The following is a 20946-nucleotide window of genomic DNA, read 5'->3' on the forward strand; positions in this document are numbered from 1 at the left end:
CATCAATGCTCGACAAACAGCGGATACAACGAGGCCACCAACAGCACGGCCATCACGCCGTTGAAAATGCGCAACCCAAGCGGGTCACGCAGAACATTGCGCAACAGGCTGCCAAAGCCTGCCCAGATACCGACACTGGGCAGGTTGATCAGCGCAAACACCGCCGAGATCACTACCACATTGTAGAAATAGCCCTGCATCGGCGTGTAGGTGCTAATGGCACCGATCGCCATGATCCAGGCCTTGGGGTTAACCCATTGAAACAGTGCGGCACTCATGAAACTCAGCGGCTTGCCCTGACTGTCGACGTTATCGGAGGCAGGACCTGACGTGGCGATTTTCCACGCCAGGTACAAAAGATAAGCGGCGCCTACGTAGCGCAGAATGGTGTAGAGAAGCGGCCATGCCTTGAACACACTGCCCAGCCCGAAGCCCACGGCCAACACCAGGACAAAAAAACCGATGCTGATGCCCAGCATGTGCGGCAGCGTGCGGCTGAAACCAAAATTGACGCCCGACGCCAGCAGCATCATGTTGTTCGGGCCGGGGGTAATCGAGGTGACGAACGCGAAGAGTGTGAAGGCAAGAAGCAAATCGAAAGAGAGCACCATACAGCTTGTCCGGATCAGTGGGTCAGGCACTTACCCTATAGAAAGCGCTGCAGGAAACACACGGACAGTTGACCGGTAATTCTTACCGTACAGTTTTATGAAAAGCCCTTTTCAAGCGGACTGTTAACCTTGTGGTTGCTGGCCAGTCACACTCAGGTTAACGCTTGCTTCACCTTTATTATCGAATTCGCGCGCCTGCTGTGCCTGCGGATCAGCCATCAATTGCGCCTTGCGTGCCTGATATTCATCAAACGACAGGCCGCGCCGATTAAGGTCTTCAAGCGCCAGCTGATGGCTTTCTTCGGCGCTGAAAGCACGCTGCTCGACAGCATGGTGGGTGGAGCAACCGGAGAGCAATGCAACGGTGAATGTGAGGACAAGCGCAAGGGCAAGCATACGGTTCATCTGGGGCCTCCGGGGCAGGCTTCATTTCAGGAATGACGCAAGGTTACGCCCGCCCCCGACACAGCAAAAATCATCCGCCGTGATAGTCGCTATCGACTGTTGCGAGCATCCTCGATCAATACCTCGCGCAACGCCTGAGCCGCAGCGGAAAGCTTGTGATCGGCCAGCGTCATCAGGCCGATACGACGCTCGATACGCGGTTCTATAAGCGCAATGCAGCAAGCACCCAGTTCCTGCATCTGCCCGATGCACAGCGACGGCACCGCGCTGACACCCAGGCCATTGGCAACCATGCGCCCGATGGTGGACAACTGATGGCTTTCAAACGCCACTGCCAGTTTGCCGTGCATGGGCTCGATGGCCTGCTCCAGCAGCAAGCGCACGGCCGAAGGCCGTTGAAGGGCAATGAAGTCTTCGCCCAACAGCTCGGCCCAGGACACTTCGCCAAGCCCGGCCAGCGGCGAATCCTTCGAGACCACAGCCACGAAGCGGTCCATGTAAAACGGAGTGAACAACAACGCGCTGTTCGACTCGGGCTCAAAGCCGATACCCAGCTCGACACGGCGGTGACGCACCATCTCCAGCACCTGCTCATTGATCACGTCATGCACCGCGACATTGACCCGTGGATAGCGACCGCGAAACACCTTCAGCGCTGCCGGCAATCGATTGCCAGCAAACGACGGCATTGCGGCGACCGAAACCCGGCCCGTCTGCAAGGTAAACCGCTGTCGCAGCAGCTCTTCGGTGTTGTCCCAGTCAGCCAGCAACTGGCGCGCCAGCGGCAGCAGAGTTTCGCCTTCGGGTGTCAGGCCGACATTGCGTGTGGTGCGTGTCAGCAATTGCCCGCCAAGGTCCTCCTCAAGGCTCTTGATGGTCAGGCTCAACGCCGGTTGCGAGATGTTCAGTCGCTCCCCGGCCTGGGCGAAGCTCAGGTACTGCGCCACCGCCAGAAAAGCCCGAAGCTGCTTGACGTTCATATATTTGTTTTTCTTATCAATTGATCAGAAAAACAAAATTAACAAATCAGTCACCTCGAGAGAAGATGCAAGTCACCCGATCCTCCGACAGTGCGACTGTCGGTCAACAACTATAAAAGGCGGATCATCATGGCTGGACTCGATAAACGAGTAACGACCTACGAAGAAGCCCTTGCCGGGCTGACCGACGACATGACGGTACTCTGCGGTGGCTTCGGTCTGTGCGGCATTCCGGAAAACCTCATCGCGCAGATCAAGCGTATGGGCATCCAGGGCCTCACCGTTGTTTCCAACAACTGTGGCGTTGACGGCTTCGGCCTGGGCATCCTGCTTGAAGACCGGCAGATCCGGAAAATGATTTCGTCCTACGTGGGCGAAAACGCCTTGTTCGAAAAGCAGTTGCTCAGCGGCGAGCTGGAAGTCGAACTCACCCCGCAAGGCACTCTGGCGGAAAAACTGCGCGCGGGCGGCGCGGGCATTCCTGCGTTCTACACCGCGACCGGTTATGGCACGCCAGTGGCTGAAGGCAAGGAAACCCGACAGTTCAATGGCCGCAACGTGATTCTGGAAGAAGCCATCACCGGCGACTTCGCCTTGGTCAAGGGCTGGAAAGCCGACCACTTCGGCAACGTGATCTATCGTCATACCGCGCAGAATTTCAACCCGGTAGTGGCCACCGCAGGGCGGATCACGGTGGTTGAGGTCGAGGAAATCGTCGAGCCCGGCGTGCTCTTGCCCACTCAGATCCACACGCCTGGCATTTACGTCGACCGGGTGATTCAGGGCACGTTCGAAAAGCGCATTGAACAGCGCACCGTCAGAAAATCCTGACAGAGCGCAGCTCGGCCATACAACAACAAAGAGATTTCAGACCATGGCACTTTCTCGCGAACAAATGGCTCAACGCGTCGCCCGTGAGCTCAAGGACGGTTATTACGTGAACCTGGGCATTGGCATCCCGACCCTGGTGGCCAACTATGTATCAGACGACATCGACGTCATGTTGCAGTCGGAAAACGGCCTGCTGGGCATGGGCGCATTTCCGACCGAAGACACCATAGACGCTGACATGATCAATGCCGGCAAACAGACGGTTACGGCGCGTATCGGCGCGTCGATTTTCTCTTCGGCCGAATCATTCGCCATGATCCGCGGCGGTCATGTCGACCTGACAGTGCTCGGCGCTTTCGAGGTGGATGTCGAGGGCAATATCGCGTCGTGGATGATCCCTGGCAAGCTGGTCAAGGGCATGGGCGGCGCGATGGACCTGGTGGCAGGTGCCGACAACATCATCGTGACCATGACCCATGCCTCGAAGGATGGCGAATCCAAACTGCTGCCCCGCTGCAGCCTGCCGCTGACTGGCGCGGCGTGCATCCGCAAGGTACTGACTGACCTGGCGTATCTGGAAATCGACAACGGAGCCTTCATCCTCCGCGAACGTGCGCCGGGGGTCAGCGTGGAAGAAATCGTGGCCAAAACCGCAGGCAGGCTGATCGTGCCGGATGACGTGATCGAGATGAGTTTCTGAACTCAGGCATCTTCGAGCAGGATGGATACAAATCTCTGTGGGAGTGAGCTTGCTCACGAAGACGCTGGTTCAAACACCCGATATCCGGGGACTGTACTGGCTTCTTCGCGAGCAATGCGGATTGCCGCACCGGTCGCTCCCACAGGATTTGTCGCTCTGGACGCCCTGCGTCCGCAATAGTCGGCTGTTCAAGTAACTCCCCGATAATAATTACAAAAAGAGGTGCCCCCGGTGGCCGCCAACATAGAAGAAAGCCGCTCTGCCCGATTTGCCTTGCGCTGCGCCGCATGGGCTGAACGCTGGTTTCCCGATTCATGGGTATTTGCCGCGCTGGCGGTGGTCATCGTCACACTGGCAACACTGGCCATTGGCGCACGCCCGGCCGAGGCTGCCAAAGCGTTCGGTGACGGGTTCTGGAGCCTGATTCCGTTCACCATGCAAATGGCCTTCGTGGTCATCGGCGGTTACGTCGTGGCCAGTTCGCCGCCCGCGGTGCGCCTGATCGACCGCCTGGCCCGGGTGCCGCGTAACGGTCGTTCGGCGGTGGCATGGGTGGCGCTGATTTCCATGCTTGCTTCGCTGCTCAACTGGGGGCTGTCACTGGTGTTCGGCGGCCTGCTGGTGCGCGCCCTCGCCCGCCGTACCGATCTGCGCATGGATTATCGCGCGGCCGGTGCTGCCGCGTATCTGGGGCTGGGCGCAGTCTGGGCGCTGGGGCTGTCTTCTTCGGCTGCGCAGTTGCAGGCCAATCCGGCGAGTCTGCCGCCTTCGATCCTGGCGATAACCGGCGTGATCCCTTTCACTGAAACCATCTTTCTCTGGCAATCCGGGGTCATGCTCGCCGCGCTGGTAGTCATATCGTTGATCGTGGCCTATGCCACCGCCCCTGGCCCGAACAGCGCCCGGGACGCCAAAGCCTGCGGTGTCGACCCGGCATTCAGGCTGCCGCCACTGGCACCTCGCACACGGCCCGGCGAATGGCTGGAATACAGCCCGCTGTTGATCATCCTGATGGTGCTGCTGGGAGTCGGCTGGCTGTTCAGCGAGTTTTCGAGCAAACCGGCGATCACCGCGATTTCCGGGCTCAACACCTACAACTTTCTGTTCATCATGCTCGGTGCGTTGCTGCACTGGCGACCACGCAGCTTTCTCGATGCCGTAGCGCGGGCCGTGCCCACCACCACTGGCGTGTTGATTCAATTCCCGTTGTACGGTTCGATTGCTGCGTTACTGACCACAGTCAAAGGCGCTGATGCGCAGACCCTGGCGCACTACATCTCGACATTCTTTACCAGCATTGCCTCCCACGATACCTACGCGATTCTGATGGGCGTCTATTCGGCCATTCTGGGCTTCTTCATTCCGTCGGGCGGCGGCAAGTGGATCATTGAAGCGCCTTACGTGATGCAAGTCGCCAACGACCTGCAGTATCACCTCGGCTGGGCGGTGCAGATCTACAACGCAGCCGAAGCGCTGCCCAACCTGATCAATCCGTTCTACATGCTGCCGCTGCTGGGCGTACTGGGCCTCAAGGCGCGTGACCTGATCGGCTTCTCGTTCGTACAACTGCTGGTCCACACGCCGCTGGTGCTGTTTCTGCTCTGGGCACTGGGCACCACGTTGGCCTATGTGCCGCCGGTAATGCCCTGATACCTAAACGTCGAACGCGTAGTCACGCTCGACCCGGCAGATTCGCGTGGTAAACGCCTGATACCAGCGCGAACGTCCCTGCTCGCGGACCTGGGCATGATCGGCCTGCTGTTTCCAGCCGAGAATCGCGGCCTCATCGCTCCAGTAGGACACGGTGACGCCCAGGCCGTCGTCACCGCGCGCCGACTCCACACCCAGAAAACCGGGCTGTTGCCGGGCCAGGCTGACCATGCGCTGCGCCGCCTCTGCGTACGCCGGCTCATCGTCAGGCGTACGCAGCGAGGTAAACACCACGGCGAAGTAAGGCGTGGTAAACCGGGCGGCCATCATGTCGGGTTGCTCAGGCAGGCGCGGACGAACGCGGCCACCACAGGAGGCGTCTGACCCTGTAATGCAGCACGCTCCGGCTGGAACAGTGTGGCGACATAGAACGGGTGCCCCTGCAACTCCATACAGCGCACGTCGCCCTCGGGACCCCGCCCACTGACTTTCAGGTGCTTGCCGAACAGCGCCGACTCCAGCTCGCGGCGCAGGCCGTAGCGGCAGTGATAGCGCTCTTCGATGTCGAGCCTGCCATAGGCCTGGGCAATCAGCGTGTCGGGTTGCAACTGGATCGCTGCCACCGATTCGACCAGCGAGCAACTGAGCGGCTCGATAATCACGTTTGCCGCGTCCGGCGCAGTTTCGCCATGCTCGGCGTCTGCCCAACCCAACTGGTTGCGGGCGTACTCGAGCAACGCGTGCTGAAAGCCCCCGCAAGTCCCCAGAAACGGTACCCGATGCTCGCGGGCGAAACGGATGGCGGTCAGCGCGCCCAGCATGTCCCGATAAGGGCTAGCCGGGACGCACCACAGGCCATCGAACTCCGCGAGGTGCGCACCGTGCCGATCTGCGGGGTCGGCAGCCATTCGATATCAACCGCTACCTGCGCGGCGTCCGCCGCCCTGTGCAAAGCCAATGGAATGGCCTGATGCGCGGGGACATCCGCACTGAAGTCCCCGACCAGACCGATGCGTATCCCGTTGCGTGCGTTGTCTGCTATGCCCATGCCCTGCTCCCTGTTTGGTTTCGTACAGCCCGGGCGGACTATAAACAGGCAGCAAAATCAGCAGAATGGGCGTTACAGCAATGCCTCGCGTGCAAGCGTGCACGGTTGCTCATTCAGTCACAGGCGTCAGCACCGGCTGCCCGGAAAAGAACGCCAGCAAGTTATCGTTGACCATTTGCACACTGTCTCTGGAGGCCTCGGGGGACAGGCCTGCGACATGGGGCGTCAGCACAACATTGCCCAGCGTTTTGAGTACGTCCGGCACAGCGGGCTCATCGTCGAACACATCCAGCGCAGCCCCGGCAATCTGCTCGTTCTGAAGTGCACTGACCAGCGCATGGGTATCCACAACACTGGCACGCGCAATGTTGACCAGAAAGCCGTCAGGGCCCAGCGCTTCAAGCACGCCGGAATCGATCAAGTGCTGCGTGCCACTGCCACCGGGCGTGGCGATGACCAGGAAATCCGACGCCGCAGCCAGCGCCTGTGCGGTGGCGTGCCAAGTGTAATCGCAGTCGGTGCGCGGTTTGCGATTGTGATAACCGATAGCGATGTCGAACGCGGCTGCACGCCTGGCAATCGCCAGCCCCACCGCACCCAGCCCGACGATTCCCAGACGCTTGCCTGCCAGCGACGGTCGAACCACCTTGCGCCACTCGCTACGGCGTACCGACGCATCGGCCTGCGGAATGTCGCGTACCAGCGACAGCAACAGCGCCAGAGTATGGTCCGCCACTGTGGCGGCGTTGACGCCTGCACCATTGGTCACGGTGATGCCGCGAGCCTGCGCGGCGGGCAAATCAACCTTTTCGTAGCCGGCACCGCTAACGCAAATGATGCGCAAGTTTGGCAGTGCATCCATTTCCTCGGCGAAAAAACCCAGTGGCCCACGCGTCACCACGGCGCTGATGCTCTTCCCGTGTGCAGCAATCGCCTCGGCGCGCAGTTCGGCCGTCGGCGCACGAATCAGCTGATAACCGCTGCTTTCCAGAATCGGCAAATACATGTCCAGGTTTTCCACCAGCACCAATACCGTTGTCATGCGCACTCCCGTTCGGTCAGCAAAACGCTGACAGTAACGCGACTCGGTACGCTTGTGCATAGCCAATGGTGCTCATTGAAAAAAAACCTTTCGCGATAACGCCGGGCATTCATAAAGTGGACGCATTTGCCGGACAGACTGAGGCACAAGCAACCTCGCCAACGCGATAGTGCGCTATCGTTGCGTGCAGCGCTGTGACCAGTAACGGTATTGGCTGGTGCAGTCGAACGCCTTCCATCCATAAGGAACCAACCGACCATGCAAGGATTTTCCGCCACTCTGTCGACCACAACCCTGTTGAAAAAGACCCTCCTGGCCGCAGCGGTCATGTCGGGCCTGATGCTGTCATCCGGTATGGCAGCGGCGGCGGAGGCACCGGGCAAGGTGCTGAGCGAAAAATACGGTCTGCCCTGGCCAGCCGTTATCGCCCATCGCGGAGCTTCGTTCGACGCTCCGGAAGAGACCATTCCGGCCTATACCCTGGCACGCGACCTGGGCGCGGACTATCTGGAGATGGACATCCAGCGCACTAAAGACGGCGTGCTGATAGCGCTGCACGATGACGTACTGGAACGTACGACCAACATTGCCGAAGTGTTCCCGACACGGGTCAAGGACCCGGTCAGCACCTTCACCCTGGCGGAGCTCAAGCAACTGGACGCTGGCTCATGGTTCAACAAGGCTTACCCCGACCGGGCGCGCGCGAGCTACAGCGGATTGCAGATCCTGACGCTGGATGAGGTCATCGACATCGCCGAAGGCGGGGCGAACAAGCCTGGGCTGTACATCGAGACCAAGGTGCCGAACAAGTTTCCCGGTGTCGAAGCCGACCTTAAAAAGGTGCTGACCAAACGTGGCTGGCTGGCTCAGCGTCCTGCCGCAGCGGCTGGTCATGTGAACGTCGCGCACATGCCGGGGCGCGTGGTATTGCAGACGTTTGAGAAGCAGAGCCTGGAGCTGCTGCAAAAAGAAATGCCGAAAGTGCCCAAGGTCATGCTGCTATGGATTGGCGAAGGCTCGATAGAGCCCAAATCCAGCGTCGCGTTCAAAGACTCGGGGGCCAAGGACAAGGCCAGCTACTACGCAGCGCAGGAGGTCAAATCGCCCGAGGAGTTCCAGAAGTGGATTGACTGGGCCAAGGCTCATGGCGCGATCGGCACCGGCCCTTCTTCTCAATTGGCCAAGGGTGGCGATCAGAGCTACATGGACCTGGTCAAACCCTGGATGAACAACCTGACCCACGAGAAAGGCATGGTGATCCACCCTTACACGGTGGACGACGCAGAGGACTTCAAGCGGATCAGCAATGACGGGGTTGACGGTTTCTTCACCAACCGCACCGCCGAACTGTTGAAGTTCTACGGACGGCCAGCGAAAGAGAGCATCGACACGATTCTCAAGCGTAACGGCTACTGATCGACTGGCTGGCCGCATCCTGCGATGCGGCCAGCGCCGATTGATCAGAAATCTATGGTGCCGGACAGCTTCAAGGTGCGCGGCTCGCCTTGAGTCAGATAGCCCCCATTGGCCGATGCCCAATAATCCTTGTTCATCAGGTTTTCGACGTTGGCACGCAGCGTGACGTCCTTTTGCGCAACGTTGAAGGTATAGCGCGCGCCCAGATCGAAACGGTTCCAGGTCGGAATGCTCAGGTTGTTCGCAGCGTCTACATATTGCCCACCGGTGCGCAGCATGCGCGCATTGATGGCTGCGCCCGTGATGCCTGGCACATCCCAGTCGGCCCCCGCATTGAACTGAAAGGTCGGCACACCAATGGCTCTGTTGCCATCATTGCTGCCACCCGACGTGCCGCTCACCTCGGTGTCCATCAGAGTAAGACCGGCCAGCAGACGCAGGCCGCTGACAGGCTCGCCGAACACGTTCATTTCCACGCCACGGTTGCGCTGCTCGCCATCACGGACGTAGCGCGTTCCGCTGCCATCCTGAATCTGGTAGCCATCAGTCGGTTGTTCGATACGGTATACACCCAGGCTTGCACCGAACGTACCCATGTCCAGCTTCACGCCCGCTTCAATCTGTTTTGAGCGCGCCGGCGCGAACACCTCGCCGGGGTTGATCGTCACGGTGCTCGGTGCCGTCGGGCCCTGGGCCAGACCTTCGATGCGGTTGGCATAGAACGACACATGGCGCCAAGGCTTGAACACCAGTCCGTAGACCGGCGTGGTAATTGCCTCGTCATACAGCGAGTTGCGCGGGCCGCTGCCATAGTCGTAGCCCTGGACGCGCAGTTGCTGACGACGCAGGCCTGCGGTCAGCAGCAAGCGATCATCGAAAAAGCCCAGCGTGTCGGAGAACGCTACGCTGCGCATGCGGCTCTTGCCGATGATACCGGGGTCACTGAGATCGCCACCCGAGAAGCTGTCCAGCGCAGGACGTGTTGTTTCCACAGGGTTGTACAGGTTGCTGCCAGCCGGACTGCCGAACAGGTAGGCACTGCGCTGCTCGGTCCAGATGCCGGACAGACCGAAGTTGACCTTGTGACTGACCGCGCCGGTCTGCAGCTTGCCGTTGATGCCGGCCATGGCTGTCCTGTTGTCTTCGTCATGCGGAATGGAAGACGGTGACGCCGTGATGTTGCCTGCGGCGTCATTGATGGTCGGCGAGCCATAGATACCGTTTTCACGGGTGTGCTTGGCACCGGCTGCGGCGTACAGCGTCCAGTCATCGTTGAGGTCGTATTCGGCCCGGCTCATGCCAAAGGTGTCTTCTGTTTCGGTCCAGGTCCAGTTCGGCGCGTAATTGGTGTCGGCATCCGGCGCATGCGGCACACGAGTCAGGCCGCTGCCAACGAACACCGTGTTGCGGCTCTGATTAATGCGCTGCTTCTGGTAGGCAAAATCGCCGGAAAGACGGAAGTTGTCACCCCGATAATCAAGCCCCAGCGCGAACAGCTTGCTGCGATGCTCTTCGTCTTCAACGCCGGTTTCGCCTTCGCGCTGAGACAGGTTGATACGTGCGCCGAATCGATTGTCTTCGCCAAAGCGCTGGCCGAGGTCCAGGTGCTCGCCGATCCGGCCGTCGCTGCTGATGTCGGTGGTAAAACGCCGTGTCGGCGTGTCCTGCGCGCGCTTGGGTTGCAGGTTAACGCCACCGCCAATACCGGAGCCGGTCGGTGTTACGCCGTTGATAAAGGCATTGGGGCCTTTGAAAACCTCAACCCGCTCCAGCGCATCGGTGGAGATGATCTGGCGCGGCAGCACGCCGTAGAGGCCGTTGTAGGAAATATCATCGGTGGTCAGTTTGAGGCCACGAATGACGAAGATCTTCGAGGCATTGGCATAGCCGCTTGACTGGCGAACCGATGCATCATTGAGCAGCACATCGCCGATGTCTTCGGCCTGCTGGTCCTCGATCAATTGTTCGGTGTAGCTGGTCATGGTGAACGGCACGTCCATGACGTCGGCATTGCCCAGAACGCCCAACTGCCCGCCACGAGCCACTTGCCCGCCTGCGTACACGGGCGGTAGCGCGTGCGGGTCGGCCTTGTCGGCACTGATATCGGTCTCTCCGAGAACCATAGGGCCTTCCTGCTGACTGGTGGCAGCGGTAGCGGCCCAGGCCGGAGAACCAATTGAACAGCAAAATGCGAGCAACGTGAGGCGCATCGGGATCGATGGGGTGTGCATGAAAAGGTCCTGCTGACGAGATGAGCGAGATCGGAAGAAACCTTCCTGGAGATGACCGACTCAGTGGATGCGAAATGCTACCATATGTTACTGGGAATGCTTATCATTTATTTGTGTGCGAGACGTTACATAGCGAACGCTCATCGCTACGCCTCACACAGCAATGCTTTGAAACAGGTCGGGGACAGCCACCTGAGTGCGAGTCTCGTGTAAGCTCATGCGCTATTGGTTTTCCCATCGAGAGGCCTATGCAGTCCACTTTCCGACGCTCGACACTGGCAGCACTTCGTGGTTTTGCCTTGCCGAGCGATGCAATCTCCATTGTTCCTTCTGCCGCCGACTATCGGCGCTGTCTGCTGGAAAGGATCGCTTCGGCCACCCGGCGCATCTATATCATCGCGTTGTACCTGCAACAGGATGAAGCCGGTCAGGAGATCCTCGACGCACTGTACGCCGCCAAAGCTGTGCGGCCTGAGCTGGATGTCGTGGTGCTGGTTGACTGGTTCCGCGCGCAGCGGGGCCTGATCGGTGCCGGGCGGCAACCGGGCAACTCGACCTGGTATCAGGCGCAGAACCTTGAATACGATGAAGAAGTACCGATCTACGGCGTGCCGGTGCAAACCCGCGAGCTGTTCGGCGTGCTGCACCTCAAGGGCAGTGTGATCGACGATTGTGTGATCTACAGTGGCGCAAGCATCAACAACGTCTACCTGCACAAGCTCGACAAATACCGTCTGGACCGTTACCACCTGATCGAAAGTGCGCCGCTGGCCGACGCTTTCCAGAATCTGGTGCAGCGCGAAATACTCCCTTCACCGGCTGTGCACCGCCTCGACCTGCAATCGCCACCTGGCTCGCGCAGCATTCGCAGCGAGATTCGCGCTTTTCGTGCGGACCTCAAACGCGCTGCGTACGACACTTCAGCGGGCGAAAAGGAAAACGGCGAGCTGCGGGTGATTCCGCTGTTGGGTGTCGGGCCGCGCAATAATCTGAACCGTGCCATCTGCGACCTGATCGCCTCGAGCAAAATCCAGCTGACCATCTGCACGCCGTATTTCAACCTGCCGGTGGCGGTCACCCGCGAAATCAATCGGGCGCTCAAGCGCGGTGTACAGGTCGATATCATCATCGGTGACAAGACCGCCAACGACTTCTTCATCGACCCGGACGAGCCGTTCAAGGTGATCTCGGCCCTGCCCTATCTGTATGAAATCAGCCTGCGACGCTTTGCCCACAAGCATCAGAAGGCAATCGCACAGAACCGCCTCAACGTGCACCTGTGGAAACATGGCGATAACACGTTCCACCTCAAAGGCATCTGGGTCGATCAGCGCTATACGCTGCTGACCGGCAATAACCTGAACCCTCGCGCCTTCAATCTGGACCTTGAAAACGCCTTGCTGATCGATGACCCAAAGGGCCAGTGGAGCGAAACCCGCGAGGCGGAAATCGCTCATTTGATGCGCAACACCCAACGCGTCAACCAGTATGACGAACTCGACACACTGGCCAATTATCCCGAAGGGGTACGCAAGTTCCTCAAGCGCGTCAGCCGTGTGCGGGTCGAGCGATTACTGTACCGGATACTCTGACCGTATAGCCTAAGGCCATGTAATCAAAGAAACGGGGGTGTCAGGGGCGTTTCGCCCCCAACTGCTTCCACATCTTTTGCGTGATTCTGCGGCGGTTGCTGTAGCCTGCCCACGGGTCGTCCTTGAGCTGCTTCAAACGCTGCGCAAGGTTGGTGATGTCCCACTGCGCCGAGGACTTCAGGCCTGTCAGTTCATCCAGAGCAATCGGCACCGAGACCGGCAAGCCTGGCCGGGCGCGTACCGAATAAGCAGTAACGGTGCTGCCGCCACGGCTGTTGCGCAGGTAATCAATGAAAATTTTCCCCACCCGGTTTTTCGGCCCCATGGTCGCGGTGAAGCGTTCGGGCAACTGACGGCTGACGAATTCCGCAATAGCCTTGGTAAAGGCTTTCACTGTGTCCCAGTCAGCCTGCCGCGCCAATGGCACGATGATGTGCATGCCCTTGCCGCCGCTGGTCTTGAGAAAAGCCTCAAGCCCAAGCTCCTCCAGCACGGCGAGCACCATTTGCGTGGCTTCGATCATGCTGCGCCAGGGCAGCGCCGGGTCGGGGTCAAGGTCCAGGACAAAATGATCCGGCGTTTCGATCCTGTCACGCGTAGCGCCCCAGGTGTGCAACTCGATGGCCCCCATTTGCGCGGCACCGACCAGCGCCTGCAATGAATCAATCTCCATCAGCGCGGCATGCCCGGGATCCAGAGCACGATCCAGCTGTTTAATGTGTGGAATCGCCAGATGCTCGGCGTGCTTCTGGAAGAACTGCTCGCCGTCGATGCCTTCCGGGCAACGCAACAACGCCACAGGCCGCTTGTTCAGGTACGGCAGAATCCATTCGGCAATAGACGCGTAGAACTGCGCAAGTTCGACCTTGCTGGTGCCGGTCTTGCTGTCGATCACCCGTTCCGGATTGCTGATGCCGGTGCCCGCCACGTCCACTTTGCCGGTAGCGGTTTTCTTGCCTGTCCGCGGCGCTGCCGATGTCGATTGCGTTCGGGTCTGGCTGACAGCCTTGGCGGGCAGAGCGTCTTCGCGCACCACCTCAATGGCAGGCTTGTCACTGCGCAATCCGACAAATACGGCTTGTCGCACAATGCCTTCGCGGGTCCACTGGGCGAATTCCGCTTCGCAGACCAGCTGCGGCTCTACCCACTGCACGCCACGGGCCTGAGCCGAGGTCAGTTTTTTCGCCAGCGGTGAATCCTTGCGCTGCAGCGGTTTCAGTTGTTGATGAAGCTGTTCAAGCGTCACCTCACTGAAGCCGGTGCCCACCCGCCCGGCATAGACCAGCCCTTCATCGCCCTCATTGACCGCCAGCAATAAGGCCCCGAATGCGGAGCGGCTGCCTTGCGGGGCGGTGTACCCGACGATCACCAGTTCCTGACGCAAACGGCATTTGAGTTTGATCCAGTCGGCGTTGCGCTTGCCGATATAAACACTGCCGGCCCGCTTGCCGATGACCCCTTCCAGACCCATTGCCGCAGCGCTTGCCACAATATCCTGATGCCCGGCCTGAAATGCATCCGAATAACGCAGCAAGCGACTGCGCTGTGCGTCGAGCACTTGTTTCAAGGCATCGCGGCGCTGCTCAAGGGGCACGTCACGCAGATCCTCCGCACTCAGGACCGGCATGTCGAACAGGTAATACAGGATGTTTTTGCTGTTTCCTGCGTCAAAGGCATTCTGCAAACCCTGAAAGTCGGGCAACCCTTGCTCGTCAAGGACCACCACTTCGCCGTCAAACCAACTGTTTTGCAATTTCAGGCCCTTGAGCGCCTTGACCAGTTCGGGCAGCCGTTCGGTCCAGTCGTGGCCGTTACGGGTGAACAGGCGCACTTCCTCGCCCTGAATGCGCGTCAGAATGCGATAGCCATCGAACTTGATCTCATACAGCCAGTTACCCGCTGGCGGTGTATCCACCAGCGTGGCCAGTTGCGGCGAAAGGGTCTCCGGAAAAACCGCTTTCGACTTCTTTTGCGCTGGCTTGCGCGCAGGCTTCGCCGCAGCGGCTTTGGCTTTTCCGCTTGCGGCGCTGGCCCTGGACTTTGCAGGCGCTGCACGCCCTGCCCCCACGTGCGCGCCACTGATCACACTCTGCGGCTGCTCCCGAGTGATGTCATATTCGGCGGCAGGTCGCGCAATGGCGTCCTTCTCTTTGATCAGCAGCCATTGCTCCTTGCTGGCGCTGCCGGTGAGCCGCGTACGCACCAGCGCCCAGTCGCCGCTGAGCTTCTCGCCGACCAGGGTAAATTTGAGTTTGCCTTCCTCATAGGTTTTTTGCGGATCACCGTGCGGCTGCCAGACACCACGATCCCAGACAATCACATCACCGCCGCCGTACTGCCCTTTCGGGATGCTGCCCTCAAAATCGGCGTAGTCCAGCGGATGGTCTTCAACATGCACCGCCAGACGTTTTTGCCTGGGGTCCAGGCTCGGGCCTTTGGGCACCGCCCAGCTCTTGAGCGTGCCATCCAGTTCCAGTCGAAAGTCGTAGTGCAGGTTGCGTGCGTCATGCTTCTGAATCACGAAACCCAGCGCCTTGGACTTGGACGAAGACTTGCCTTTGCACTTGCTTTCGGCAGGCTCGGAGGTGATGGCGAAATTGCGCTTGCGCGTGTATTCACTGGCGGGCTTGGCCATGTCCGGTGTCTCCGTCTGGCTCAAGAGGCTTTGCTGGTTTTCTTGCGGGCGGCGGGCTGCTTGGGCTTGGCCGCGGCCTTGTCAGCAGGTTTTTCTTTTGCTGCGGGCTTGCTCGCTTTGCCTTTACTGGCGCCACCCTTGCCCGCCAGGCTGCGTCGCAGCAAGTCGGTGAGGTCAATGACGTCGGCACTTTTGCGCTCTTCCTCGGCCGGATCCGTCTCGACATCCTCGATCTCGCCTTCGTCTGCCTTGGTTTTGACCAAGTGCATGATCTTGTCCTGAAAAGTGTCGCGGTACTGCTCAGGCTGCCAGTCGGCGCTCATGTCCTTGACCAGACGCTTGGCCATGTCGCATTCGCTTTTGTTCAACTGTGCGTTCGTCACTGCGTCGCTCAGTTCCAGTGTGTCCAGTTCACGCACGTCGGCGGGCCAGCGCAGGATCACCATGACCAGTGCCGACTCCAGCGGCATGACCGCCGCCAGGTGTTCGCGGGTATGCAGTACGACATTGGCCAGCGCCACCTTTTTGGTGTCGACAAGGGTTTCGCGCAGCAGCGCATAGACTTTTTCGCCGCGTTTATCCGGGGTCAGAAAATAAGGCGTGTCGATGTTCTGCAAAGGAATCTGCTGGCTGTCGACAAAGGCGAATATGTCGATGGTCTGCGTCGATTTGGGGTGCGCCGAGCGAATTTCTTCTTCGCTGAGTACGACGTAACGATCCTTTTCGTACTCCACGCCCTTGACGATATTTTCGCTGGTGACCTCCTTGCCGGTGACCTTGTTGATTCGCTTGTAGCCGACCGGGTCCATGCTGCGCTTGTCGAGCCAGTCGAAGTCGACACTGGTTGACGTTGTCGCCGACACCAGTGCGACCGGTATATGCACCAGCCCGAAGCTGATTGCGCCCTTCCAGATTGCCCTTGCCATGGTCTGACTCCTGTTGGTCCTGAAAAAGTGACTGGACCCGTCGAAGAAAAGTTTCGCCAGCCTGACGAGCGCCGGAAAACCCGCGCAGGCGCAAAGCGTTTTTCATCCTGGCAATCTGGCTGTCAACGTTTTGGCTCTTGATGCGAGCTGTATTAACGGGATGCCTGCAGCCGTCAAAGCCTTGTACTAGAAGGGTTCGTGCAAAAAGGAACAGGAATTTTCGAGTTACATATGCGTTTAAGATCTAAAAATATGGTTTAACGTTCTTTTGCGGAATAAATCAGACGTTCTATAAATGGCCCCACCCCGAACGCTGTTGGTGAACTGTCTGCAAACCAACAGTTGGTCCCGTCAGCTTTCACTCAGCTGATCATTCCCAAGGATTTGTCATGAACGTTTTCTGGTTTCTTCCGACTCACGGCGACGGCCATTATCTGGGCACGACAAAGGGCGCACGTCCCGTCACCCTCAATTATCTGAAACAGGTGGCACAGGCCGCCGATGACCTGGGCTACTACGGGGTATTGATTCCGACCGGTCGCTCTTGCGAAGACTCGTGGGTCATCGCCTCGGCACTGGTGCCATTGACCGAGCGTCTGAAGTATCTGGTGGCAATCCGTCCGGGAATCATCTCGCCTACTGTCTCGGCACGCATGGCGGCCACGCTGGATCGTTTATCCGGCGGCCGACTGCTGATCAACGTGGTGACCGGTGGCGACCCGGACGAAAACCGTGGTGATGGCAGCTTCCTCGATCACAGCGAACGCTATGAAGTCACCGACGAATTCCTGAAGATCTGGCGTCGCGTATTACAGGGCGAAGCAGTCGATTTCGAAGGCAAGCACCTGCGCGTGCAGAACGCCAAGGCGCTTTATCCCCCGATTCAAAAGCCCTATCCGCCGCTGTACTTTGGTGGCTCTTCCGATGCCGCGCATGACCTTGCGGCCGATCAGGTAGACGTTTACCTGACCTGGGGCGAACCTCCGGCAGCTGTGGCCCAAAAGCTGGCCGATGTACGTGAACGGGCAGCCCGCAAGGGTCGTACCGTGAAGTTCGGCATCCGCTTGCACGTCATCGTGCGCGAAACCAGCGAAGAGGCCTGGAAAGCCGCCAGCACGCTGATCGAGCACATCAGCGACGAAACCATCGCTGCGGCCCAGAAGTCTTTCTCGCGCTTTGATTCCGAGGGGCAACGCCGTATGGCTGCGCTGCATGATGGACGCCGCGACAACCTGGAAATCGCGCCTAACCTGTGGGCGGGCGTGGGCCTGGTTCGGGGCGGTGCTGGCACGGCACTGGTTGGCAACCCGCAGGAAGTCGCGGCACGCATCAAGGAATACGCGGACCTGGGCATCGAGAGCTTCATTTTCTCGGGCTACCCGCACCTGGAAGAAGCGTACCGCTTTGCCGAACTGGTCTTCCCGCTGCTGCCTGAGCCTTACGCCAGCCTCGCCGGGCGAGGCATCACCAACCTCACGGGCCCGTTCGGCGAAATGATCGCCAACGATCTGCCCCCGCAGGCCAAGTGATGTCTGGGCAACTGCTGACCTTACCGCACTCGCCTGCGCTGGCGACCTCGATCAGAGCCACTGCGCAGGTGTTCGAGGACCCCAAGTCCAAGGATCTGCTCGCTCACGTGCGCCAGGTGGCGCCAAGCGATGCCAGCGTACTGATCATTGGCGAGACCGGCACCGGCAAGGAACTGGTTGCACGGCACGTCCACGAACTGAGTGCCCGCCGCGACAAGCCGTTCGTGGCGGTCAACTGCGGCGCATTCTCCGAGAACCTGATCGAGGCCGAGTTGTTCGGCCACGAGAAAGGCGCTTTTACCGGGGCGATCAGTGCCAAGGCCGGCTGGTTCGAAGAGGCCAACGGCGGCACGCTGTTTCTCGATGAAATCGGCGATCTGCCCATGACATTGCAGGTCAAGCTGTTGCGCGTGCTTCAGGAGCGTGAAGTGGTCCGCCTGGGCTCGCGCAAGAGCGTGCCGATTGACGTGCGGGTGCTCGCAGCCACCAACGTACAACTGGAGAAGGCCATCAATGCCGGGCATTTTCGCGAGGACCTTTACTACCGGCTGGACGTGGTCAATCTGGAATTGAGCCCGCTGCGCGAGCGGCCCGGCGACATCCTGCCGCTGGCCCGGCATTTCATCGAGGTCTACAGCCAGCGTCTGCGCCATGGCCCGGTGCGCATCAGCGCCGAAGCCGAGCACAAGCTCAAGACCTACAGTTGGCCGGGCAATATTCGCGAGCTGGAAAACGTTATTCATCACACCTTGCTGGTCTGCCGCGAAGGCGTCATTCAGCGTGATGACCTGCGCCTGTCGAACTTGAGAATCGAGCGCCAGGACGAGCAGAATCCGGTTGACGAATCAGCCGAACAGTTACTCAGTCGGGCGTTTCAAAAGCTGTTTGAAGAACAGGCGGGTGCCTTGCACGAGAAGGTCGAAGACACGCTGCTCAGGACCGCATATCGCTACTGCCATCACAATCAGGTACACACCGCCAGCCTGCTGGGCCTGACCCGCAACGTCACGCGCACTCGTCTGATCAAGATCGGTGAGCTGGCAGTCAACAAACGCAGACCGGGTGAAAATGTACAGGGCGACCGGATGCTGCATTTGTCGGTGTGAAGGCCCAGACCGATGACGCGGAGCGTCATGAACGGCATTCCCACGCTGGAGCGTGAGGAACGATCGCTGTCCGCAAGAACGCTATCGTGCCCATGCTCCGCGTGGGTATGCCTTTCTGGACGCTCTGCGTCCTCTCCCGAGCACGCGGCGCTTCACGACAAACGCATTGCCAGAGCCTTGGCCTGAATCGCCACGTCGGTCACAGCGGTGCTTTCCCACCACATGCCGCGCAGTGGCGGGCCCATGGCGAACAGGCGTGACGAGCAGTGACCTTGCGCGTCTAGCACCGCGCCACCGGCGTCGGCAGCAATGCCCAGCGCCAGCGGTCCGGGCTGAATCAAACCTCGCAGCAGCAATTGACGAGGCAACGGGCGATCCACCCGTCGCCAGTCGTACTCGATGCCGGTGGAGTTGATCAAGGCATCGCCAACGATCTGCGTCGGTTCGCTATCACCGCGCCGACGTACGCTGATCTGTACCTGGCCTGACGGCAAGCTCGCAACAGCCTGCAACGAAGCCGCGTCAATGCTTAGCCGACCTTGCCTGATCAGTTGCGCCAGCAGTGCGGCGCTGGGTGGCGGCGAGCGATGGTGATGACTCTCCCACCATGGCCGTACATGACGGACAAACTGACGGCGCTGCCTGTCGCTGGCCTGATTCCACAGCCTGCCGACATTGGCGCGCACGGTGTCCAGCGGGGCCTGCCAGTCAATGCCACTTTCGATGGCCAGCTCACACTGCTCGCGCACCTTGCGTACCAGTTGGCGAGTGCTGCGGATACTCGGGTCCTGCGCCAGGAAATCAGACCATTCCGGTGGCTGGCGTCGCACATGAGGCAGCAGGCCATGTCGGGAATATATCTGAATCGGCCCGCGGTGCCCGGCCTTTTCCAGTGAGACCAGCGCATCGACCATGGTCAGACCCGAGCCGATGATCAATACCCTGGACTGCGCATCGAGCTGTTGCATTGCCTGTACGTTCCAGGGGTCCAGCGCTGCCGCGTTCAGTGCGTTCGACTCACGCTGCGGTGTGCGTGAAGCGGCGTACATACCGGTCGCCAGCACGGCCTGGCTGCCACGCAATATACGACCGTCGGCCAGCGTGACGCTCACGCCATGTTCATCGATCTGTACATCGACCGCTTCGCCGGGCACATGCGTTGCCGTAGAGCCAAACGCCTCACCAGCGCCACGGGCTTCACGCAATCGCTGCTGAACATAAAGCCCGAACACGCCGCGCGGCGGGAACAGCTCGGCGACCGGGACGTTCTGCCCGGCCGCTTCAGGCCAGCCGCCCTCGGCCAGATAGGCCGTCAGCCAGCGCGTGAGGTCGTCCGGGTCATCGGGGTCGACGCTCATGCGCGCCGCATTGCCATTGAGCGTATGGCCCGGCTCTGTTGCGCTGTAGGCCTCGCCCCGGCCAAGCTCGCTACGGGTTTCGATGATCAGGATACGGCGCTGGCCAGGCCTGCGTAGCAACTGCGCCGCCAGCATGGTGCCGCTCAGACCTCCGCCGATGATCAGAATGTCAGCCGTCTGGTTAGGGTCTTCGGTCATCGAGCAGCACCTCGGTCAGTTGCGATAAAAGAGTCGGGAGGTCAGAGCACGACGTTACGCACAAAGCGCAAGGGCACGTCAGCCTCATTGCAATAGCGGTGCGGCTGATTGCTGGGAAACATGAAAAACTCGCCCGGGCCGACCTGTTGCACGGCTGCTGGATCGGAGAGGCGCAGAGTAAGGTGCCCTTCTACGATATACACCTGCTCACTCCAGCCATCCGGATCAGCTTCCGAGACATAGGCATCGCCGGGCTCCAGGCAGAACTCCCACAGCTCGACTTCCCGGCGGGCAACCGCTCGGGCCAGCAGCACGGCCTTGCTGCCAGAAATCGTACCGGCCCAGGCCAGTTCGTTGATACGGCTGTAATCGGGATTTTCGGGGGCCTGGATCAAGTCGCTGAACGCCACCTCCAATGCTTCGGCTACCCGGTCCAGCGTCGCCAGACTGACGTTCTTCTCGCCCGCCTCGATAGCGACCAGCATGCGGCGGCTGACCCCGGACTTTTCCGCCAGAGCGGTCTGGCTGAGGTCAGCGCAGTTGCGCAAACGCCGCACGTTCTGACTGACGTGCTGCAACACCGGTGGGCGCTGAGAATTTTCTTTGTGCATGGTGGTGCTCACATAAAACCGTTGCGCATTATACTGCCCAATCCGAGGACGCTTTCAGAGTGTTCCGCCTCTCATCA

General features: G+C 59.9%; 17 protein-coding genes and 1 pseudogene. 7 read left to right on the forward strand and 11 right to left on the reverse strand.

What is annotated here, in order from left to right:
• Positions 1-2: 2 nt before the first annotated feature.
• From RGM3321_RS19135 to RGM3321_RS19145, 3 genes are all read right to left on the reverse strand, one after another.
• Positions 3-611 carry a LysE family translocator gene (locus tag RGM3321_RS19135; protein ID WP_004661013.1) on the reverse strand — a complete coding sequence of 203 codons (609 nt, stop codon included), beginning with the start codon at positions 609-611 and terminating at the stop codon, positions 3-5.
• A gap of 123 nt (positions 612-734) precedes the next feature.
• Positions 735-1016: a hypothetical protein gene (locus RGM3321_RS19140; RefSeq protein WP_244394405.1), complete on the reverse strand. Its 282-nt coding sequence runs from the start codon at positions 1014-1016 to the stop codon at positions 735-737.
• An 89-nt stretch (positions 1017-1105) separates the two neighbouring features.
• Positions 1106-1996, reverse strand: a complete 891-nt coding sequence (locus RGM3321_RS19145) for a LysR family transcriptional regulator (RefSeq protein ID WP_244394406.1) — start codon at positions 1994-1996, stop codon at positions 1106-1108.
• Between the two features lie 129 nt (positions 1997-2125).
• On the opposite strand from RGM3321_RS19145, the gene RGM3321_RS19150 reads away from it, so the two are divergent.
• The 3 genes from RGM3321_RS19150 to RGM3321_RS19160 all read left to right on the forward strand — a co-directional run bounded on the left by RGM3321_RS19150 (position 2126) and on the right by RGM3321_RS19160 (position 5177).
• The gene (locus RGM3321_RS19150; RefSeq protein WP_244394407.1) at positions 2126-2827 is read left to right on the forward strand and encodes a CoA transferase subunit A; all 702 of its coding nucleotides are present in this window, start codon (positions 2126-2128) and stop codon (positions 2825-2827) included.
• Positions 2828-2870: 43 nt separating this feature from the next.
• Positions 2871-3527: a CoA transferase subunit B gene (locus tag RGM3321_RS19155; protein WP_244394408.1), complete on the forward strand. Its 657-nt coding sequence runs from the start codon at positions 2871-2873 to the stop codon at positions 3525-3527.
• Positions 3528-3758: 231 nt separating this feature from the next.
• Positions 3759-5177, forward strand: a complete 1419-nt coding sequence (locus RGM3321_RS19160) for a TIGR00366 family protein (protein ID WP_244394409.1) — start codon at positions 3759-3761, stop codon at positions 5175-5177.
• Positions 5178-5180: 3 nt separating this feature from the next.
• Here RGM3321_RS19160 and RGM3321_RS19165 read toward each other — a convergent pair whose 3' ends face one another.
• From RGM3321_RS19165 to RGM3321_RS19175, 3 genes and pseudogenes are all read right to left on the reverse strand, one after another.
• The gene (locus RGM3321_RS19165) at positions 5181-5507 is read right to left on the reverse strand and encodes an antibiotic biosynthesis monooxygenase (protein WP_244394410.1); all 327 of its coding nucleotides are present in this window, start codon (positions 5505-5507) and stop codon (positions 5181-5183) included.
• A pseudogene (locus RGM3321_RS19170) lies at positions 5504-6225 on the reverse strand (CTP synthase). Before RGM3321_RS19170 ends, RGM3321_RS19165 begins: the two are co-directional and overlap by 4 nt.
• Before the next feature lie 109 nt (positions 6226-6334).
• Positions 6335-7267, reverse strand: a complete 933-nt coding sequence (locus RGM3321_RS19175) for a 2-hydroxyacid dehydrogenase (protein ID WP_244394411.1) — start codon at positions 7265-7267, stop codon at positions 6335-6337.
• A 258-nt stretch (positions 7268-7525) separates the two neighbouring features.
• Between RGM3321_RS19175 and RGM3321_RS19180 the strand changes: the two genes are divergently transcribed.
• Positions 7526-8683 (forward strand): glycerophosphodiester phosphodiesterase, encoded by a 1158-nt coding sequence (locus RGM3321_RS19180; protein WP_244394412.1) that lies wholly within the window; start codon positions 7526-7528, stop codon positions 8681-8683.
• Positions 8684-8727: 44 nt separating this feature from the next.
• Here RGM3321_RS19180 and RGM3321_RS19185 read toward each other — a convergent pair whose 3' ends face one another.
• Complete coding sequence (locus RGM3321_RS19185) at positions 8728-10914, reverse strand: TonB-dependent siderophore receptor (protein WP_244394413.1); 2187 nt, start codon at positions 10912-10914, stop codon at positions 8728-8730.
• 248 nt (positions 10915-11162) lie between these two features.
• Between RGM3321_RS19185 and pssA the strand changes: the two genes are divergently transcribed.
• Positions 11163-12506, forward strand: coding sequence for a CDP-diacylglycerol--serine O-phosphatidyltransferase (gene pssA, locus RGM3321_RS19190; protein ID WP_244394414.1), 1344 nt, complete (start codon positions 11163-11165; stop codon positions 12504-12506).
• Positions 12507-12546: 40 nt separating this feature from the next.
• On the opposite strand, the gene ligD is transcribed toward pssA, so the two are convergent.
• Positions 12547-15141, reverse strand: coding sequence for a DNA ligase D (gene ligD, locus RGM3321_RS19195; protein WP_244394415.1), 2595 nt, complete (start codon positions 15139-15141; stop codon positions 12547-12549).
• Between the two features lie 20 nt (positions 15142-15161).
• Positions 15162-16067, reverse strand: a complete 906-nt coding sequence (locus RGM3321_RS19200) for a Ku protein (RefSeq protein WP_244394416.1) — start codon at positions 16065-16067, stop codon at positions 15162-15164.
• 389 nt (positions 16068-16456) lie between these two features.
• On the opposite strand from RGM3321_RS19200, the gene ssuD reads away from it, so the two are divergent.
• Together ssuD and RGM3321_RS19210 are read left to right on the forward strand one after the other, a co-directional pair.
• Positions 16457-17596, forward strand: coding sequence for an FMNH2-dependent alkanesulfonate monooxygenase (gene ssuD, locus RGM3321_RS19205; protein WP_002554062.1), 1140 nt, complete (start codon positions 16457-16459; stop codon positions 17594-17596).
• The gene (locus RGM3321_RS19210) at positions 17596-18702 is read left to right on the forward strand and encodes a sigma-54 dependent transcriptional regulator (protein WP_244394417.1); all 1107 of its coding nucleotides are present in this window, start codon (positions 17596-17598) and stop codon (positions 18700-18702) included. Before ssuD ends, RGM3321_RS19210 begins: the two co-directional genes overlap by 1 nt.
• Before the next feature lie 152 nt (positions 18703-18854).
• Here RGM3321_RS19210 and RGM3321_RS19215 read toward each other — a convergent pair whose 3' ends face one another.
• Both RGM3321_RS19215 and RGM3321_RS19220 read right to left on the reverse strand, forming a co-directional pair.
• Positions 18855-20258: an FAD/NAD(P)-binding protein gene (locus RGM3321_RS19215; protein WP_244394418.1), complete on the reverse strand. Its 1404-nt coding sequence runs from the start codon at positions 20256-20258 to the stop codon at positions 18855-18857.
• A gap of 41 nt (positions 20259-20299) precedes the next feature.
• Positions 20300-20869: a helix-turn-helix domain-containing protein gene (locus RGM3321_RS19220; RefSeq protein ID WP_244394419.1), complete on the reverse strand. Its 570-nt coding sequence runs from the start codon at positions 20867-20869 to the stop codon at positions 20300-20302.
• Positions 20870-20946: the final 77 nt, after the last annotated feature.

It is taken from the genome of Pseudomonas sp. RGM 3321 (assembly GCF_022836805.1).
GTDB lineage: Bacteria > Pseudomonadota > Gammaproteobacteria > Pseudomonadales > Pseudomonadaceae > Aquipseudomonas.